Annotated in this window: 14 protein-coding genes; 9 read left to right on the top strand and 5 right to left on the bottom strand. The window is 64.0% G+C overall.

Annotated features, from left to right (window positions below; genetic code table 11):
• Positions 1 to 3: 3 nt before the first annotated feature.
• From AU187_RS20910 to AU187_RS20895, 4 genes are read right to left on the bottom strand one after another with little or no spacing between them, the layout of a single operon-like run.
• Positions 4 to 417 carry a Zn-ribbon domain-containing OB-fold protein gene (locus AU187_RS20910; protein ID WP_059100955.1) on the bottom strand — a complete coding sequence of 138 codons (414 nt, stop codon included), beginning with the start codon at positions 415 to 417 and terminating at the stop codon, positions 4 to 6.
• Positions 417 to 971, bottom strand: coding sequence for an FAS1-like dehydratase domain-containing protein (locus AU187_RS20905; RefSeq protein ID WP_059100954.1), 555 nt, complete (start codon positions 969 to 971; stop codon positions 417 to 419). Before AU187_RS20905 ends, AU187_RS20910 begins: the two co-directional genes overlap by 1 nt.
• A gap of 12 nt (positions 972 to 983) precedes the next feature.
• Entirely contained in the window at positions 984 to 2,165 is a 1,182-nt protein-coding gene (locus AU187_RS20900; RefSeq protein ID WP_059100953.1) for an acyl-CoA dehydrogenase family protein, read from the bottom strand.
• Positions 2,165 to 3,337 carry a cytochrome P450 gene (locus tag AU187_RS20895; RefSeq protein ID WP_059101138.1) on the bottom strand — a complete coding sequence of 391 codons (1,173 nt, stop codon included), beginning with the start codon at positions 3,335 to 3,337 and terminating at the stop codon, positions 2,165 to 2,167. The genes AU187_RS20900 and AU187_RS20895 overlap by 1 nt, the downstream gene beginning before the upstream one ends.
• Positions 3,338 to 3,614: 277 nt before the next feature.
• Here AU187_RS20895 and AU187_RS20890 point away from each other — a divergent pair, with 277 nt between their 5' ends.
• The 3 genes from AU187_RS20890 (at position 3,615) to AU187_RS20880 (ending at position 8,668) form a co-directional block, all read left to right on the top strand.
• Entirely contained in the window at positions 3,615 to 5,072 is a 1,458-nt protein-coding gene (locus AU187_RS20890) for an aldehyde dehydrogenase family protein (protein ID WP_059100952.1), read from the top strand.
• On the top strand, positions 5,069 to 7,456 hold the full coding sequence (locus tag AU187_RS20885; RefSeq protein WP_059100951.1) for a CaiB/BaiF CoA transferase family protein: 2,388 nt from the start codon (positions 5,069 to 5,071) through the stop codon (positions 7,454 to 7,456). Before AU187_RS20890 ends, AU187_RS20885 begins: the two co-directional genes overlap by 4 nt.
• A gap of 210 nt (positions 7,457 to 7,666) precedes the next feature.
• Positions 7,667 to 8,668 carry a hypothetical protein gene (locus AU187_RS20880; protein WP_059100950.1) on the top strand — a complete coding sequence of 334 codons (1,002 nt, stop codon included), beginning with the start codon at positions 7,667 to 7,669 and terminating at the stop codon, positions 8,666 to 8,668.
• Positions 8,669 to 8,701: 33 nt separating this feature from the next.
• Here AU187_RS20880 and AU187_RS20875 read toward each other — a convergent pair whose 3' ends face one another.
• Complete coding sequence (locus AU187_RS20875; RefSeq protein ID WP_156425560.1) at positions 8,702 to 9,451, bottom strand: GntR family transcriptional regulator; 750 nt, start codon at positions 9,449 to 9,451, stop codon at positions 8,702 to 8,704.
• A gap of 396 nt (positions 9,452 to 9,847) precedes the next feature.
• Here AU187_RS20875 and AU187_RS20870 point away from each other — a divergent pair, with 396 nt between their 5' ends.
• The 6 genes from AU187_RS20870 to AU187_RS20845 are packed head-to-tail and all read left to right on the top strand — an operon-like array spanning position 9,848 to position 17,432.
• Positions 9,848 to 11,128, top strand: a complete 1,281-nt coding sequence (locus AU187_RS20870) for an MCE family protein (RefSeq protein WP_502687784.1) — start codon at positions 9,848 to 9,850, stop codon at positions 11,126 to 11,128.
• The gene (locus AU187_RS20865; protein ID WP_059100947.1) at positions 11,125 to 12,153 is read left to right on the top strand and encodes an MCE family protein; all 1,029 of its coding nucleotides are present in this window, start codon (positions 11,125 to 11,127) and stop codon (positions 12,151 to 12,153) included. The genes AU187_RS20870 and AU187_RS20865 overlap by 4 nt, the downstream gene beginning before the upstream one ends.
• Positions 12,150 to 13,244, top strand: a complete 1,095-nt coding sequence (locus tag AU187_RS20860) for an MCE family protein (protein ID WP_059167239.1) — start codon at positions 12,150 to 12,152, stop codon at positions 13,242 to 13,244. The genes AU187_RS20865 and AU187_RS20860 overlap by 4 nt, the downstream gene beginning before the upstream one ends.
• Positions 13,241 to 14,623 (top strand): MCE family protein, encoded by a 1,383-nt coding sequence (locus tag AU187_RS20855; protein ID WP_059100945.1) that lies wholly within the window; start codon positions 13,241 to 13,243, stop codon positions 14,621 to 14,623. Before AU187_RS20860 ends, AU187_RS20855 begins: the two co-directional genes overlap by 4 nt.
• On the top strand, positions 14,623 to 15,834 hold the full coding sequence (locus AU187_RS20850; protein ID WP_082683939.1) for an MCE family protein: 1,212 nt from the start codon (positions 14,623 to 14,625) through the stop codon (positions 15,832 to 15,834). Before AU187_RS20855 ends, AU187_RS20850 begins: the two co-directional genes overlap by 1 nt.
• The gene (locus AU187_RS20845) at positions 15,834 to 17,432 is read left to right on the top strand and encodes an MCE family protein (RefSeq protein WP_059167238.1); all 1,599 of its coding nucleotides are present in this window, start codon (positions 15,834 to 15,836) and stop codon (positions 17,430 to 17,432) included. Before AU187_RS20850 ends, AU187_RS20845 begins: the two co-directional genes overlap by 1 nt.
• Positions 17,433 to 17,447 lie beyond the last annotated feature (15 nt).

Here is a 17,447-nt window from a genome sequence, read left to right as displayed (position 1 = left end):
TGCTCAGCGCGCCGGCCGAAATTGGTGCAGCACGAGCTCGTCCCCGCTGGGAAGGGCCTCGAAGGTCTCGTAGAAGACCTCGACGGCCATCCCGACCTCGATCGCCTCGGGTTCTACGCCGCACAGGTTCGACACGATGCGCACACCCTCGTCGAGCTCGATCAGCGCGACGACGTACGGATACTCGATGAACGGCAGCGGCGGGTACTTCGGCATCACGAAGCTGTAGACCGTGCCGTGCCCCGTCGACACGACGTAGTCCCAGTTCAGCGATTGGCAGTTCCCGCACATGGGCCGCGGCGGAACCCGCAACGTCTTGCAGTCCGTGCAGCGCTGGATACGAAGCTCGTTGTCCTTCAGTCCCGACCAGAAGAACTCCGTGTCTGGACTGATCGAGGGAGCGAGCCTGCTGGCCATCAGTTTCCCGTCTTGAATCGCAGGGTGCGGAACCACTGGCGTCCGATGACGTCGCCGTTCTGGTCGCGGTACGTGGTGACCCACGTGACGAAGAAGCCGTTGCCCATCGCCGTCTTCTTCTCATCGGAGATCGAATCGAACACGGTCTCGGAGGTGATCTCGTCTCCGACACGGGGATAGCGCTCGATCTCGAATTCGGAGTTCGTCGCGATGATGCCGGTGTAGCCCGCGTCGGAGAGGAACTGCAGGGGATTGTCGCCCTTCATCTCGATCGGCACTCCGCCGCGCTCATGGATGCCGGCGAGCTTCGGCGGAGGCATCGTCCAACTCTGAAGCATCACCGGCGGTGACACGATGTCGCCGTAGCGGGAGTTCTTCGCGAACTCGGGGTCCAGGTAGGCCGGGTTCATGTCGCCCAGGGCGTACGCCCAGTGCCGGATCATCGCGGCATTCACCGGATCCGGGGCGTGCACGGGCTTCCCGACGCCGTCGGTGGGCGTGCCGATCAACGCGTCGAGGCGCTCGCGCAGTTCGTCTTTGGCTGTGTCGGTCACTGCTGATTCCTTTCAGGACGCTCGCATGTCGCGGGGTGCACGCGGCATCCCGAGTCCGGCCATGGCGATTATGTCGCGCTGCAGTTCGTTGGCGCCGCCACCGAAGGTGTTGATGACGGCAAATCGATAGGCACTCTCGAGTTCGCCCTTCAGCGGCGCCGTGGAGCCTTTTCGGGTGCCGGCCTGCCCGACGACATCGAGCAGTTCGCGGGCCACCTGCTGGGTGAGTTCGGTGCCGAAAACTTTTGCAGCAGAGGCCTCTCCCATGCCGAGTGCACCAGAGCCCATGTTGGTGTTGACCCGGAGGTTGAGGAGCCGGTAGGCCGCGACCTGAGCCTCGACACGCGCGAGGGCTTGTTGGACCCACGGCTGGTCGATCACGCGGCCGTCGTCGAGCGGTGTGGCTCTGGCCCATTCCAACGTCTTGGCGAACAACGGTTCCAGCGCGCCGAGGTTGCCCAGCGCGGCGCGCTCCAGATTCAGCTGATTGGTGACCAGCTTCCAGCCCTGGTTTTCACCGAGCACCATCGCGCTCTCGGGTATGCGCACGTCGTCGTAGAACGTATAGTAGGTCGACACGCCCGGCATGGTGTGAATCGGTTTCCACGCGAAGCCGGGGGAGTCGGTCGGCACGATGAACACCGTGATGCCCCTGTGCTTCTTGGCTTCTGGGTCCGTCCGCGCCGCCAGCCAGATGTAGTCGGCGAATTCGGCACCGCTGGTGAACATCTTGGAGCCGTTGATCACGAAGTCGTCGCCGTCGCGCACCGCGCTGGTTCTCAGTGAGGCGAGGTCGCTGCCCGCGCCGGGTTCGGAATATCCGATCGCGAAGTCGACCTCGCCCCTGAGGATGGCGGGAAGGAACTTCTGCTTTTGTTCCTCGGTGCCGTACTGGATGAGGGTGGGGCCGACGGTGTTGAGCGTGACAAACGGCAGTGGTGCGTGCACCCGCCGTGCTTCCTCGGCGAAGATGTACTGTTCGAGCGCGGTCAGTCCACGCCCGCCGTACTCCACCGGCCACGCGACGCCGAGGAGGCCGGCTTCGCCGAGCGCCCGCCGGCACTCGGTTATCGCGGCGCCGCCCTCCGTAAGGCCTGTGACGGCAGCGCGCCGCTCGGGGGTCATCACCGCCTCCAGCCGGTCCCGGAATTCCGTCCGAAGTCGCTCCTGCTCCGGGGTGTAATCAAAATCCATCAGGAGCTCGCTCCCAGTCGCACCGGCATGCGTTTGACGCCCGGCACCATTGTGGCGCGCAGCCGGGTCACGTCGCCGGTCAGCTCGATGCTCGGGTAGCTGCCGAGGAGAACCTCGAACATGACCCTGGCTTCGAGCCGTGCCAATTGGGCACCGAGACACGCGTGTTCACCGGCACCGAAAGCGATGTGCGGGTTCGGGTTTCGGGTGATGTCGAACTCCTCACCGGTCGGACCGAAGATCTCCTCATCCCGGTTCGCCGAGCCGTACAGCATGACCACCGTGTCGCCGGCCTTGATCTTCTGTCCGCGGATGTCGACATCGGCGGTGGCTCTTCGCGCCATGTGCGTCACCGGGCTCGTGAATCGCAGCATCTCCTCGACAGCGCACGTCAACAGCGACGGATCGGAATGAAGCGCCGCGAACTGGTCCGGATGATCCAGCAGCGCCACCGTGCCGAGCGCAATGAGGTTACGAGTGGTTTCGTTGCCCGCGACCAGAAGCAGGAACGAGAAATTCAGTAGATCGGCGTCGGTGAGACGTTCCCCGTCAACTTCGGCGGCGGCCAGAATGCTCAGCAGATCGTCTTGCCCGGAGACCTCGCCGGAGCGGCGAGCTTCGATCAGCTTGGTGAAGTATTCGTACAGCTCACCGAGCGCCACCAGGTGATCCAGCTCGATGTCGGGATCCGCGGTGCCGACGGCCGCATCGGACCAGGTACGGAACTTCTCCCAGTCTTCGGGTGCTGCGCCGAGCATTTCGGCGATCATCCGGGTGGGCAGTGGCGCTGCGATCTCTTCGGCGAACTCGTACTCGCGGGACGGGTCGATGCCGTTGACTATGCCGTCGACGATCCGCCGGATCGTGGGTTCCAGCAACGACACTTGACGGCGGGTGAACCCGGAGTTGATGAGCTTGCGCAGCTGCCGGTGTCGAGGCGGATCCGTGAAGATCAGGTTGCCTTCCTGAACGGGCTCAGGCTGGCTGGGATCCGGAATGGTGATGCCGTGCATTGACGAGAACAACATCGGGTGACCAGAAACGAAGCGAACGTCCTCGTACTTGGTCAGCGCCCAGAAGTTTGTGACGTCGTTCCATACCACCGGAGTTGTCTCACGCAGTTCTCGATACGCCGGGTAGGGATCGCCCGCGTAGAAATCCGGGGAGTGCAGCGGATGCGTGGAGGTGGGTCGGGACGTGGATTCGGTGGGCAACGCGGCTCTCCTCAATGCATCGTCCATCAGACATATATCTGTGTAATGTCCGGTAGGTCTGTGTCTACCGCACGAAAGACAGGCGTGTCAATCAGCGTCGACGCAGGAAACGACGGTCATCCGTTGACGCGATGCATCAGCGGGTGTACACACAAGTCATAAATGTCGGACAGCTTGCGCCTGTGGGAGGGTCGGTGCGTCCCCAGTCGGACAATCAGGAAGGTCCAGTGATCTGATGGCCGCGTCCACCCTCGTCGACAGCTATGACCTCTTCATCAACGGCCGTTGGGTGGCGCCGGACAGCGGCCGATACGACGTGATCGACCCAGCCACCGAGGAGGTCATTGCGTCCGCGCCGGACACCGGGGTGGCGCAGGTCGAACAGGCGATCGCCGCCGCGCGAACCGCGTTCGACACCGGGCCATGGGCGACGGCGTCGCCGGAGGAGCGGTCCCGGTGCCTGCAGCAGTTGAGCGATGCGCTACTCACACACGGTGATGAGATCTACGCGCTTGCGCAGGCGGAATGGGGATGTACAGCAAACGAGCGGCTCATCCACGTCGACGGGCCCGCGTTCATGGCGGGGCACGCCGCCGAGCTCGCGCTCGAGCCGGCCGAGGCCCCCATGGACGCGTGGGGCGCGGCAGGGACGACGCTGTTGCGGTACGAGCCCCTCGGCGTCGTCGCGGTCATGACGCCCTGGAACTTTCCGCACACCCTCAACGTGATGAAGGTGGGAGCGGCGCTGGCCGCAGGCAACACGCTCGTGCTGAAGCCCTCGCCGCTCACGCCTCTGGCCGGATTGGCCCTTGCGCGAATCATCGAGGAGGAGACCGAGATTCCGCCGGGCGTCGTCAACGTCGTCACTCCCACCGGGATCGAAGCCAGCAAGGCCCTGACCCTCGATCCCCGCGTGGACATGGTGAGCTTCACCGGCAGCTCGTCGGTGGGCCGCGACGTGATGGCCGGGGCGGCGGGGACGATGAAGCGAATCCTGCTGGAATGCGGCGGCAAGTCGGCCTGCGTGCTGCTCGACGATGTCGAGCTGACCGATGAACTGCTCGAGCGGCTGTTGTTCGAAGGGTGCACGATGCACGCGGGTCAGGCTTGCATCCTCAACAGTCGGCTCGTGGTGCCCACCGAACTGCACGACGAGGTCGTGTCCCGGCTCGCCGACCTAGCTCGCGCCGTGACGGTCGGCAATCCCACTGACGACGGGGTGACGATGGGCCCGTTGATCAGCCGACAGCATCTGGAGCGGGTCGAGGGTTTCGTCCGGCACGCCGAATCTGATGGCGCGAAGGTGGTGACGGGCGGCGGCCGCCCCGAAAAGCGCTCGGGAGGATTCTATTTCGAGCCGACGATCTTGACCGACACGAGCCCCGATTCGTACATCGCGCAGGAGGAGGTGTTCGGGCCCGTATTGACCGTTCTGCGCTATGACGGCGACGACGAGGCCGTGGCGGTCGCGAACAACTCGGCCTACGGGCTCGGCGGTGCGGTCTGGGGCACCGATGTCGAACGCGCCGTCGGCATCGCACGGCGCATCAGAACCGGCCAGGTCTCGATCAACGGCACCATCCCCGGCGACGCCCCCTTCGGCGGCTTCAAACAGAGCGGCATCGGTCGCGAGGGTGGGGTGATGGGATTGCGTTCCTACATGGAGCCCAAGGCGATCGGGGTCCCGGCGTGAGCGAAGCCTTGGCCGGACTGCGGGTCGTCGAACTGGGGAGCGACATCGCGGCGCCGTACTGCACCAAACTCCTCGTGGATCTGGGCGCAGAGGTGGTCAAGATCGAGCCGCCGACGGGCGATCCGCTGCGCGCGTGGGGGCCGTTTCGCGAGGGTTCGCAGGAGCACGGCGGGTTGTTCGAGTACCTCAACGCCGGAAAACACGGTCTGACACTGGATTTCCGCACCACTGCCGGCATCGAACAAGTCCACGAACTGATCGCCGGGGCTGACCTACTGGTCGAGGATCTGCCCGCTGGTTCGGCCGAGCGGTTCGACTGGGGACTAGACCACGAGGCCCTGCAACGGATCAACCCCGACCTCGTCGTCGTCAGGGTCTCCGACTACGGTCAGGAAGGTCCCCGACGTGAGCAGCCGTCGACGTCGCTGACGCTTCAGGCGGCGTCGGGATGGGTCAACACCCGGGAGTTCGGCCGAGCACCGGTGCAGGCCGGAGCACGGATACCCGAGTACATCGTCGGGGGATACGCGGCGCTCGCGGCGCTCACCGCCCTGCGCGTCGCGAACGCCGAACGGGATCGCGTCGTCGAAGCCGATGTCTCGGCATTCGAATCGCTGTTGAGTACGCTGCCGTATCCGATGCTGATGGCCGAGCGGCTGAAAAGCATGGGCCTGCCGACCAATTCGAAGGCGGCTCCGATGCTCGGCATCGTCCGGGCCGCCGACGGCTGGATCGGTATCAACTGCCTGACCGGGCAGCACTGGTTGGATGTCTGTGCGATGGTCGGGCTCCCCGAATTCGGCGAACACCAACTCGCCATCATGCTGGGCGGTCCGGAACGCGACGAGTTCTTTGCGAAGGCTCAGCCCTGGCTGGACTCGATGGCGGTCGCCGACCTGGTCGAGTTGAGTCAGGCCATGCGGATTCCGGCCGCCCCGATCAACGACGGATCGTCGATCCTGGACTGCCCGCAGTACCGCGATCGCGGCTTCTTCGTCGACGGCGGGCCCGAGGGGGCGCGGTTCCGCAGGCCGGGTGCGCCGTTCCGGTTGTCGAAGACGCCGGTGCTTGCGCCGCGTCCGGCGCCACTCCTCGGTGCGGTTGATCGGGTGCAGTGGGAGACCCGCGGGGAGCGTGCCGCGGCGGATGTCGGCGAGGCCGGGAGCCCGTTCGCTGGCCTGAAAGTCTTTGACCTCAGCACATTCTGGGCCGGCGCGTATCTCACGTGCTACCTCGGCGCGTTCGGCGCCGACGTCGTCAAGGTCGAGTCGATCCAGCGTCCCGACGGGCATCGGTACTCGGGTTCGCTGCTGCGCAATAGCGACGAGTGGTACGAGATCGGTCCGCTGTGGCAGGGCACGAACCTCAACAAGCGCGACATCACCCTCGACATCAGCACCGACGCCGGACGGGAGCTGGCACTGCGGCTGGCGGCCGATGCCGACGTGGTGATCGAGAACTTCTCGCCACGGGTGGTCGAACAATTCGGCTTGGACTACGACTCGCTGGTGAAGATCAACCCGGGGGTTGTCATGGTCCGCATGCCCGGCTTCGGCTTGGAGGGACCGTGGCGGGATTACGTCGGCTGGGCCTTGAACATCGAACAGCTGGCCGGGATGTCGGCGGTCACCGGGTATCCCGACGGGCCGCCGTGCAATCTGCAGGGGCCGGCCGATCCGATTGCCGGCGTGCACGCCACGGTGGCGTTGCTCGCCGCGCTCGAACACCGACGCCGGACCGGTGAGGGCCAGCTGATCGAGGTGGCGCAGATAGAGGTCGGAGCCGCGGTCACGGCCGAACCGGTCATCGAGTATTCGATGACCAAACGCGTGCTCGAACGTGAGGGCAACCGGCACCGTCACTACGCACAAGGCGTCTACCGCGCGCAGGGCGACGACGATTGGGTCGCCGTCTCGGTGCGAGACGACACCGACTGGGCCGCCGTGACCGAGGTCATCGGTCGTCCCGAACTGCGTGATGACCCGCGGTTCGTTTCGGCGAGCGCACGGTTGCAGCATCACGACGAATTCGACGAGGTGATCGCGGAATACGCTGACGCGCGCTCAGCAGAGGAGGTCGCCGAGGCGTTGCTCGGAAACGGCGTACCCGCGCAGCGACTGATGACCAGCGATGGGATGTACAACGTCGACCAACTCGAGGCGCGGGGATTTTACGAAGACCTCGATCACCGGATTGCTGGACGACAGCGCTTCCCCGGTTGGCCGTTCCGTATCTCGCCGGGCCCGTCGCGGCACCACCGCTTGCCGTCGCCGACTCTGGGTCAACACAACGAAGAGGTGCTGCGTGCGTTGGGGCTGTCCGGCGACGAGCTGACAACGCTGCGTGCACAACGCGTGATCGGTGAACGGCTGCTGAACGCGTAGCCGGTGTTTGCAGATCTTGTCGGTGGTCGCGCAGCACGACCGCCGAGAACGAAGAATCTCGACTGACATGCCTCAGTCCCCGAAGCGGCGCCACGGCCGTGTCTCCGGCGTATTGTCAGTGATGATTGCAGATTGTCTACACATTGCGCGCGTCGAAGAGGCGTTCCGCATCCTGCGGTGCCGATTATCGCTCTGACAGAGGGGATTTGAATGGTTGATCAAGTCGATTTCGAAGTCATCCGACTAGCGCCGACGATGGACCACTACCGACGCGAATGGGTACCCGGACCTGGCTTGGGTCTCGCTGGCATCTGGATCGGAGCAGTCGTCAGCGATGCATCAGGCACCGGTTACTGGGGGGTGCGGGGATGCGAGGATTTCCTCACCGGGATGACGCATGTCGTGTCACCGGTGTGTGGTTTCCGGTCGCTGCACAAGCGGCTTGACGTCGACGCGCCCCACCTGTTCCCCGAGTACTCGACGCTCGACTGGTTCGAACCCATGCAGTACAGGGACAACGGCAACAGCGTGCAGATGCTGTATTCGAGTGGACGAGTCGAACGCGACGCCGACGGATTTCACTGGTATGACGCGAGCAACCGATGGGAACTCCACGGGCGGACCGTAAGTGACATAGTGCTCACCCATGTGCCCGTGCAGCACGGCATCGCCGACGATGTCTACTACCGCCACGAGCTGATGTATGTGACGGGCAAGATCGCGGGTGCCGAGGTGTCGGGCTACGCGCACCAGGACTTCGCCTACGGGCCACCGGGCAAGATCTACACGGAGCTGCCGATCGTGCGTCACCTTCAGGGCATGTGGGTGTCGTGGTTGCACGAGTTCGCCGACGGACAGCTTGGCGGCGGGAGCTTTTGGCAAGGACGAGACGGTGCATCCTTCGGACCGGGCTATCAGTTGAAAGACGCCGTCACCACGGCGCACAAGGAAATCGTCGCAAAACCAACCTTCAACGGCGCCGGCAAGATGACCGCGCTCGACGTGACCATCGGAGCTGACGCGTATTCGTTCTCGTTCGAATCCAGCGGCTCTCCTTTGCATGTCTTCGGCCCATTGACGAGCAACTCTCTGGGTGAGCAGCCGGTGCGAAGCTGGTGCTGGGTCGAATACACCGGCAGCATGATGACACCTGAACTGCTCGACGCGGCGAACTCGGTTTTCACACTCGCGCGCAGTTCCCGGCAGCGATGAGAATCCCTGCGACGGGGAACGATCCGACCGGTATCACTGTGCGCGGTCCTTGAAGGCCTTCATCAGCAGTGCCAGACATTTCTTCTGCATGGCGGCGTGCGCGGAGTTGGCGCGCGCGCTGTCGCGGGCACGAATCCCGGCGATAACCGCCAATGTGCCTTTGCGGCTGATTTCGATGGTATTGGGGACGATCCCGAAGATGGTGTCAATCGACGTTGCGCGTGTTCGCCGTACAGTGCGCGCGACCGCGGGTGCGCTGGCAGCCTCGAACAGGACGTCGAGATAGTGCTCGCAGAGTGCGGAGATCTCCTGAGGATCCTCGGCTGCGGTGAGGTCGGCGGCGATACCGGCGAGTGCAGAATCGAATTCCGGGGTCAGCCTCTCCACCGCGCGACGTGCCACCAGACCGAACACCAAATCCCAGACCTCGGCGTTGTCGGCGACCGACGTCTGGATCGGCAGTACAAATCCACCCCGATGCATCTCCATCTTCACCCAGCCCTCCTGCTCGAGGATGACCAGCGCTTCGCGCACCGGAACCCGGCTGGTTCCTAGCTGTGCGGCGATGTCTTCCTGGGTGAGTCGCTGACCGGGCCGCAGCTCACCGGTGATGATTTGTCGACGCAGGTGATCGGCTACCAGCTCGCCACTGCTGCGACGCCCGAGCGGAGATTGCATGTGTGCGGCTCTCTCATCCGTTGTCGGCCCAACCTTCCAGTTGCGGTCGGGCCAGGCCGTGCAGAACAGATGGTAGACCCCACCTTGTTGCGCAGTCGCCGACACGAAAGTGTAGACAATCTGCAATTACGACGGGTACGGTGCGTCTGGCGAGGGTGTACTTGGGCCGATGTCGGCCTCACCGGGCGTTCAACGCGGGAGGGGGTGAAGGGCGTGCCGGGGCTGATGACGGCTCGAATATGTCCTGTCACCAAAGCCTTTGAACTACCGCGTTTAGAGGAACAGTCGCGTAGCTGCCAGGCCGGAAACAAGGATTTACAGAACTCGATAATAGCCCTCTCTATTCAGAGAGCGCATATTTGCATACGATGGGCCGATGTTGTCGATGGCAGTAAGGTTCCGCCGTTTCAGCCTGCGGTGGGGCGCTCAGTTCCTACTGCCATCGGTGGATACGCAAGCCCCGAGGCAGGCACTGTCGACTCGTCAGGCTAAAGGGGGAAGTTGACGGGCAACATCGACCACAGCGCGCTCCCTCGTCTGGTGGTCTCAGGGTCTACGACACCGGTCGGGGGTCGCGCGGGGCACCACTTCGACATCCGCGGGTACATACGGCCCTTGACGGGGTTGATGACCGGCGTGGGACTCTTCGCAATCGTGGCATTGGCAGTTGGTCTGTTCCGCGGATCGTTAACGGAAACCGTTCCCGTGACGGTCATTTCAGACAGGGCCGGACTGGTGATGAATCCGGATGCCAAGGTGAAGATGAACGACATCCAGGTCGGATCCGTCGCCACGATCGAGCAATTGTCCGACGGTGTAGCGGCGCTGCACTTGGCGATGGATCCCTCTCAACTGCATCTGATTCCGTCCAATGTGAAGGTCGACGTCGCGTCATCGACGGTGTTCGGTGCAAAGTTCGTACAGCTCACATCGCCGCCGGACCCGTCGTCGGTGCCACTTCACGCAGGTCAAGTCATCGAGGGAGACCACGTCACTGTCGAGCTAAACACGGTCTTCGAGCAGCTCACCTCTTTGTTGTCGACCATCAGGCCGGAGGATCTCAATCAGACACTGAGTGCATTGTCGTCTGGTTTCGTCGGTCGCGGAGAGAAGGTGGGCCAGGTCATCAGCGATCTGGACGCCACGTTGGCCGCGCTGGAACCGAGCCTGCAAACCCTGAGCCATGACCTGGCCGTCGCACCGAATGTGCTCAACACCTACGCCGATGCCGCCCCCGACTTGCTTAGCGTCACCGCGGATGCAACGGCGATCAGCCGAACCATTGTCGACGAGCAACAGGACCTCGACGCGCTCTTGGTCAGTGTCATTGGCTTCAGCGAGATCGGTAACGATGTGCTGACGACAAACCACCGTCCATTGGCCGACGTACTGCACCTACTGGCGCCCGTGACGGCGCTGACAAGCGAATACAACCAGGCCCTCTACAGCGCGCTCGCCGGAGCGGTGGAGCTTGCGCAGGTGCCGCCTGCACGGGTTCCCGGCGCCGAGGTCATGGCCAGCCTGGTGTGGGGTGCTGATCCGTACCGATACCCGTCCGATCTGCCGAAAGTCGCGGCGACGGGTGGACCGCAGTGTCTCGGCCTGCCGCGCGTGCCCTACGAGACGAGGCCGCCCTACGTCGTTGCCGACGTCGGCACCAACCCCTACGAGTACGGCAACGAGGGGATCGCGCTCAATGCCGCCGGTATCAAGGAATGGTTGTTGGGCCGACCACCTGACGGCCCACCGCGCAACACTGCCCAGATCGGTATGCCCGGATGAACCGGATATGGCCCACCGCAATGAAGTTCGGGGCGTTCGCGACGGTCATGCTGGTGCTCACGGCCGCGCTGGTGGCTGTCTTCGGCCAGTACCGGGGCGGATCGAACGACGAATACTCGGCGATCTTCGCGGATGTGTCTGACCTCGCCGAGGGCGACTCTGTACGGGTCGCCGGCATCCGGGTTGGCGCGGTCAGCCGCGTTGCGCTGCGTCCCGACAAGTCGGTGCTGGTCGACTTCGACGTGAACCGTGACGTGGTGTTGACGACTGGCACTCGCGCGGCAGTCCGTTACCTCAATCTCGTGGGGGACCGCTACCTGGAACTCGTCGACAGCCCGGGGGACACCCGAATATTGCCCGCCGGTTCGCAGATCCCCGCCGAGCGCACCATGCCCGCGCTGGACCTAGATGTTCTGCTCAACGGGCTCAAGCCTGTCGTGCAAGGTCTCGATCCCCAAGATGTCAACGAGTTGACGACCGCACTGATTCAGATCATGCAGGGTCAAGGTGGGACGGTCGAATCGCTGTTGTCGCGGACTTCGTCGTTCACCAATGCGCTCGCCGACAACAGCCAGGTGGTCGAGCAGTTGATCGATAACCTCAACGGCGCGATGGCCACTCTCGCCGCCGACGGCGAAAAGTTCTCCGGCGCCATCGAGAAACTGAGGCGCCTGGTCGGTGAGTTGTCGGCAGAGCGGGAGCCGATCGGTGACGCGATAGTCGCGCTGAGCAACGGGACAGCGTCGCTGGCCGGGCTGTTGGGACAGGTGCGGGGTCCGCTGGCCGGGACGGTGGACCAGCTCAACCGTCTCGCGCCGGCGCTGGATGAGAAAAAGGATCTCATCGACGGTGTGCTGCAGAAGTCGCCCGAGAACTACCGCAAGCTCGCCAGGATGGGCGCTTACGGAAGCTTTTTCAATTATTACCTGTGTGGCGTCACCTGGCGCGTGACCGATCTGCAGGGTCGCACTGCGGTCTTTCCGTGGATCAAGCAGGACACCGGGAGGTGCGCGGAAAACCCATGAACAGGTATCGCGGCCGAAGGCTGATCCGCTCCGGTTTCATCGGTGCCGTACTGATTGTTCTGATCATCGCGGTCGGCCTGCAGCCTGAGAGGTTGGTTGCCTGGGCCACTGCTATCCGATACCAGGCATTGTTCACCGAAGCCGGCGGCCTGGTACCCGGCAATGACGTTAAGATCGCCGGCTTCAAAGTCGGCAGTGTCTCCGATGTGTCGCTCGACCGTGGCCTGGCGGTCGTCACGTTCACCGTCGACAGCACCGTCGAACTCGGATCGCAGACGACTGTCCACATCCGCACCGGAACCCTACTCGGCGAGCGAGTGTTGACGCTGAAGTCCGCCGGCTCGGGCACGATGTCATCACTGGATCGCATACCGGAATCGCGAACGTCTTCGCCTTACTCACTTGCCGACGCTGTCGGCGATCTCACCACCAATGCCGCAGCCACCGACACGCAGTCGCTCAACCAGTCACTTGATGTCCTGTCCGCCACGATCGACCAGATCGCGCCACAACTGAAACCCACATTCGACGGGCTGACCCGATTGTCGGCGTCGCTGAACAGCCGCAACGAAACAGTGGCCGAGCTGCTCAAGCACGCTGCCGACGTCACAGGCATCCTTTCCCAGCGCAGTAACGAAATCAACACGTTGATCCTCAACGCCAACGACCTGACCGGTGTACTCGTCGAGCGTCGGCGCGCCATCGTGGATCTGCTGGCCGCGACATCAGCTCTCGCACAGCAAGTGTCAGCCATCGTCGCCGACAATGAGAAGGAGCTGGCCCCGACGCTGGAGAAGATCAACTCCGTCACGGCGATGTTGGAGAAGAACCGTGACAACATCGCCAAAGCCATTCCCGGTCTGGCGAAGTTCCAGAGCGGACTGAGCGAACTGGTCGCCAATGGTCCCTATTACGTCGGATACATCCCGAACCTCACGCAAGGCTCGATTCTGCAACCCTTCCTGGATTACGCATTCGGTTTCCGCCGAGGAACCAACGCCGGCCAACCGCCAGACAATGCCGGTCCACGGGCTGAGATCCCCTTCCCATACAACGGCATTCCGGAAGTGCAGCAGCAGGGGGGCCGATGAGTCGCAGGACGTTGACTGCCGCTACGGCCGGCTTGCTGGCGATAGCATTGATCGCCGCGACCACTTTCCTGATCAATCGGGCTCTCTTCGCCCCGAAGAGCATTACCGCCGATTTCGCTTCTGCGACTGCGATTTACCCCGGTGACCAGGTACGCGTCGCCGGTGTCAAAGTCGGCACCATCACGTCGATCGACCCGCAGGCCACCTTCGCCCGCGTGACCATGGACGTGGATCGAGGCGTGCCCATTCCCGCCGACGCAAAGGCGGTCATCGTCGCGCAGAATCTCATTTCGGCCCGGTACGTACAGCTGACACCGGCCTATCGAGACACCGGACCGCAGATGGCCGATGGCGCCCAGATTCCACTCGGTAGGACCGCCGTGCCCGTCGAGTGGGACGAGGTCAAGACGCAACTCACCCGGCTGGCAACGGAATTGGGCCCTAACAGCGGGAGATCCGACACGGCCACAGGCCGGTTCATCGACAGCGCGGCCAACGCGATGGCAGGCAACGGCGACAAGTTGCGTCAAACGCTGGCGCAACTGTCGGGCGTCGGGCGCATCCTGGCCGACGGAAGCGGCAACATCGTCGAGATCGTCAAGAACCTGCATACCTTCATCACCGCATTGCGGGACAGCAGCACGCAAATCGTCGAATTCCAAGGCCGACTGGCGACTTTGACCAGTGTGCTCGACGGAAGTAAATCGGACCTCGACGCTGCGCTGACCAACGTGTCTGAAGTTGTGGGCGAGGTAGAGCGTTTCGTCAGGACGACGCGCACCCAGACCGCCGAACAGGTTCAGCGACTGGCCAACGTGACTCAGAACGTGGTCGACCATCAGAAGGATCTCGAGCAGATTCTTCACGTCGCGCCGACGGCGATTGCCAACACGCTCAACATGTTCGATCCCCGTGACGGGGGAGCCACCGGCATCTTCACGCTGTCGAACATCAGCAGCCCGGTCCAGTTCCTATGTGGGGCGATCGGCGCCATCGAGAACACCACCGCATCCGAGACGGCGAAACTGTGTGCCCAGTATCTGGGGCCGGCGCTGCGGCTGATGAACTTCAACTACCTTCCGTTTCCCTTCAACCCGCTGCTGGCATCCATCCCGCCGCCGGAAGACTTCGTCTATACCGATCCCGCGCTCGCACCGGGTGGTTCGGGCGCACCGCCGGGGCCACCCGAAACACCGCCCGCCGTATCCGCCTACACCGGTGTGGGTGACGTTCCGCCGTCACCCGGTTACGGGCCGCCGCCACCTCCGGCCCCCACGGCCGCGACAGGATTGCCGGACCTGTTGCTGCCACCCGCGCCGCAATCATCTGCCGCTGCGCCACTCCCAGCTGAACAGCCAGCACGTGAAGGGACATCCTGATGAAAGTCGGTGCAACGACGCGCAAAGCCGCCGCGCTGCTGTGCGTGATGCTGACCGCGACGGCGTGCGGTTTTCAGGGCCTCAACTCGCTGCCGCTGCCCGGAGCGGCCGGACGGGGCCCTGACGCTGCGATCTACCATGTCGAGATCTCCAATGTAGGTACCTTGGAGCAGAATTCACCGGTGATGGTCGATGATGTCGTTGTCGGCAGTGTCGCGAAGATGAGGGTCAAGGGGTGGCACGCCGACGTCGAGGTGTCGGTACGCCCTGAAGTGCAGATTCCCGCCAATGTGCAGGCGCGAGTGGGCCAGACCAGTCTGCTCGGGTCGATGCATGTCGCGTTGGATCCCCCGCTGGGTCAAGCCCCTCAGGGGCGGCTGCTTCCCGGCGCGACCATCCCGATGTCGCAGGCGTCGGCGTTCCCCTCGACAGAGCGAACGTTGTCGACTTTGTCGACGGTGGTCAACTCAGGCGGTCTTGGGCAGATCGGCGACATCATCCACAGCTTCAACGCGGCTTTGCGCGGGCGGGTACCCGAAGCCAGGAACTTGCTGACGCGGTTGGACAGGTTCATCGGGGTGTTCGACGACCAGCGCGCCGACGTCATCGCGTCCATCGAGGCCCTCGACCGGCTTTCCGGAGCCCTGGTCGCCCAACGGGATGTCGTACGACAGGCCCTTGACGAGATCCCGCCGGCGTTGGATGTGTTGGTTGCCCAACGCCCGCAGTTCACCACGGCATTGGACCGCTTGCGCGCGTTCAGCCAGACCACGGTGGGCGTGGTCAACGACACGCAGACCGATCTGGTCGCCACCTTGTCGAACCTCGAGCCCACTGTACGAGCGCTTGCCGACGTTGGTCCCGATATTGATACCGCGTTGGCTTTCTTGCCGGTCATGCCCTTCGGGCAGAACCTCATCGACCGCGGAATCCGCGGTGACTACATGAACCTGTTCGCGGTTTTCGACCTGACAGTGCCCCGGCTCAAGCGCACGCTGCTCTCGGGCACGCGGTGGGGCGATCCACATGCATTGTTGGTACCGGCCCCGGGGGACCCCGGCTATGACGCGTTTTACGCCAATCCGCTGAACGCGCCGCTCGCATCTCCGCCGCCGGCACCGGCGGCAGACCCGACCGCGCCGGAACCCGCACCGGCACCCGGCGAGCCGCCCCCAGCCGACGCCGCGGTTCCCTCCAGCGGAGGACGCTGATGCTGACACGTCTTGTACGCGCACAGTTGGTCATCTTCACGATCGCGTCGGTGGTGGGTGTGGCGATGATGGTGGTGACGTATCTGCAGGCCCCAACTCTGCTCGGAATCGGGCGCATCAGCGTCACCGTCGAATTGCCGCGCGGCGGAGGTCTTTACCGGCTTGCCAACGTGACGTACCGAGGTGTGCAGGTCGGCAAGGTCACAAACGTGGAACTGACGGCGACAGGTGCTCGGGCGACGCTGTCGCTACAGACGTCTCCCAAGATCCCCAGCGATCTCGTCGCAGCGGTCCGGAGCGTTTCGGCGATCGGGGAGCAGTATGTCGACCTCAAACCGCGCAGCGCTTCACCACCGTACCTGCACGACGGCTCGATCATCTCGGTGAGCGACACCGAAGTTCCGCAGCCCGTCGGACCCATGCTCGACAGCGCGAGTGCCCTGCTCGCCAGCATTCCACAGGACAAGATCGCCGTCCTGCTCGACGAATCAGCCAAGGGCCTCAACGACGCGGGCTTCGACCTAGGGTCACTCGTGGACTCCTCGGCGACGATCGCAGCCGACAGTCGCGGTGTTGCCGGTCAGCTTCGCAGCCTGATCGACGACAGCCGACCACTTCTTGAAGGTCAGGTCGAATCGCAACAGGACACCCGCACCTGGACGCACAGCCTGGCCAACGTCACCGAACAGCTCGTGAAGAACGACCCGCAGATTCGCACCATACTGGAGTTGACACCGAGTGCGCTGCAGGAAGTTTCGCAGCTATTGGACAGTGTCAGACCAACTCTGCCGGTACTACTGGCGAACCTGTCCAGCCTCGGCCAGGTCGGGGTCACCTACCTGCCTTCACTGGAACAGCTGCTGGTATTGGTGCCGCCGTTCTTCGCCGATCTGCAGGCCATCGCTCCCCACAACAATGCGACGGGCCTCCCGCTGGGCAACTTTCGAATCCAGATGAGCGATCCGCCGTCGTGCACGGTGGGGTTCCTGCCGCCGTCGCAATGGCGTTCACCGGCAGACACCACCACCGTCGACACCCCGGAGGGGTTGTACTGCAAGCTTCCGCAAGACTCACCCATCCTGGTGCGCGGCGCGAGAAATCTACCCTGCATGGCGCATCCGGGAAAGCGCGCGCCGACAGTGGAGATCTGCGATAGCGACAAGCCCTACGAACCGCTGGCGATGCGGCAGCATGCGCTCGGCCCGGCTCCCATGGATCCGAACCTCATCGCCCAGGGTGTACCACCGGATGACCGCGTTGACCTGGACGCCCACATCTACGCACCCGTCGAGGGCACCCCAATGGCGCCGGGAGCCCCGCCGGCGCCGGGAGCTCCGCCGCCGCCCGCCTCCGGAGCGCCGGCGCCACCCGCTGCTCCGCCCGTCGCAGGCGGTGGCGGCGCCGTGCCCGCAGCACCGAGTTCCTCGTCAAGCGGACATCTTTCACCGCTGCCGGTCGCGGTCGCCACTTATGATCCCGGCACTGGTCGCTACATGGCGCCGGACGGGACCATGCACCAGCAGTCGAGCTTGGTGACGGCGCACACGCCGACCAGCTGGAAGGACCTCGTGATGGCGCCGCCTGCGGTATCACCATGAGCCTCAGGAGGATTC

The sequence above is a fragment of the Mycobacterium sp. IS-1556 genome (assembly GCF_001499985.1).
Lineage (GTDB): Bacteria > Actinomycetota > Actinomycetes > Mycobacteriales > Mycobacteriaceae > Mycobacterium.
Note: the sequence above shows the minus strand (reverse complement) of the source record. Positions and strands in the feature narration are given on the sequence as shown.

Bases quoted from the DNA above. Each gene is read 5' to 3' on its own strand.
- AU187_RS20910 (WP_059100955.1), bottom strand. From the start codon at position 417: ATGGCCAGCAGGCTCGCTCCCTCGATCAGTCCAGACACGGAGTTCTTC.
- AU187_RS20900 (WP_059100953.1), bottom strand. From the start codon at position 2,165: ATGGATTTTGATTACACCCCGGAGCAGGAGCGACTTCGGACGGAATTC.
- AU187_RS20890 (WP_059100952.1), top strand. From the start codon at position 3,615: ATGGCCGCGTCCACCCTCGTCGACAGCTATGACCTCTTCATCAACGGC.
- AU187_RS20880 (WP_059100950.1), top strand. From the start codon at position 7,667: ATGGTTGATCAAGTCGATTTCGAAGTCATCCGACTAGCGCCGACGATG.
- AU187_RS20865 (WP_059100947.1), top strand. From the start codon at position 11,125: ATGAACCGGATATGGCCCACCGCAATGAAGTTCGGGGCGTTCGCGACG.
- AU187_RS20860 (WP_059167239.1), top strand. From the start codon at position 12,150: ATGAACAGGTATCGCGGCCGAAGGCTGATCCGCTCCGGTTTCATCGGT.
- AU187_RS20855 (WP_059100945.1), top strand. From the start codon at position 13,241: ATGAGTCGCAGGACGTTGACTGCCGCTACGGCCGGCTTGCTGGCGATA.
- AU187_RS20850 (WP_082683939.1), top strand. From the start codon at position 14,623: ATGAAAGTCGGTGCAACGACGCGCAAAGCCGCCGCGCTGCTGTGCGTG.
- AU187_RS20845 (WP_059167238.1), top strand. From the start codon at position 15,834: ATGCTGACACGTCTTGTACGCGCACAGTTGGTCATCTTCACGATCGCG.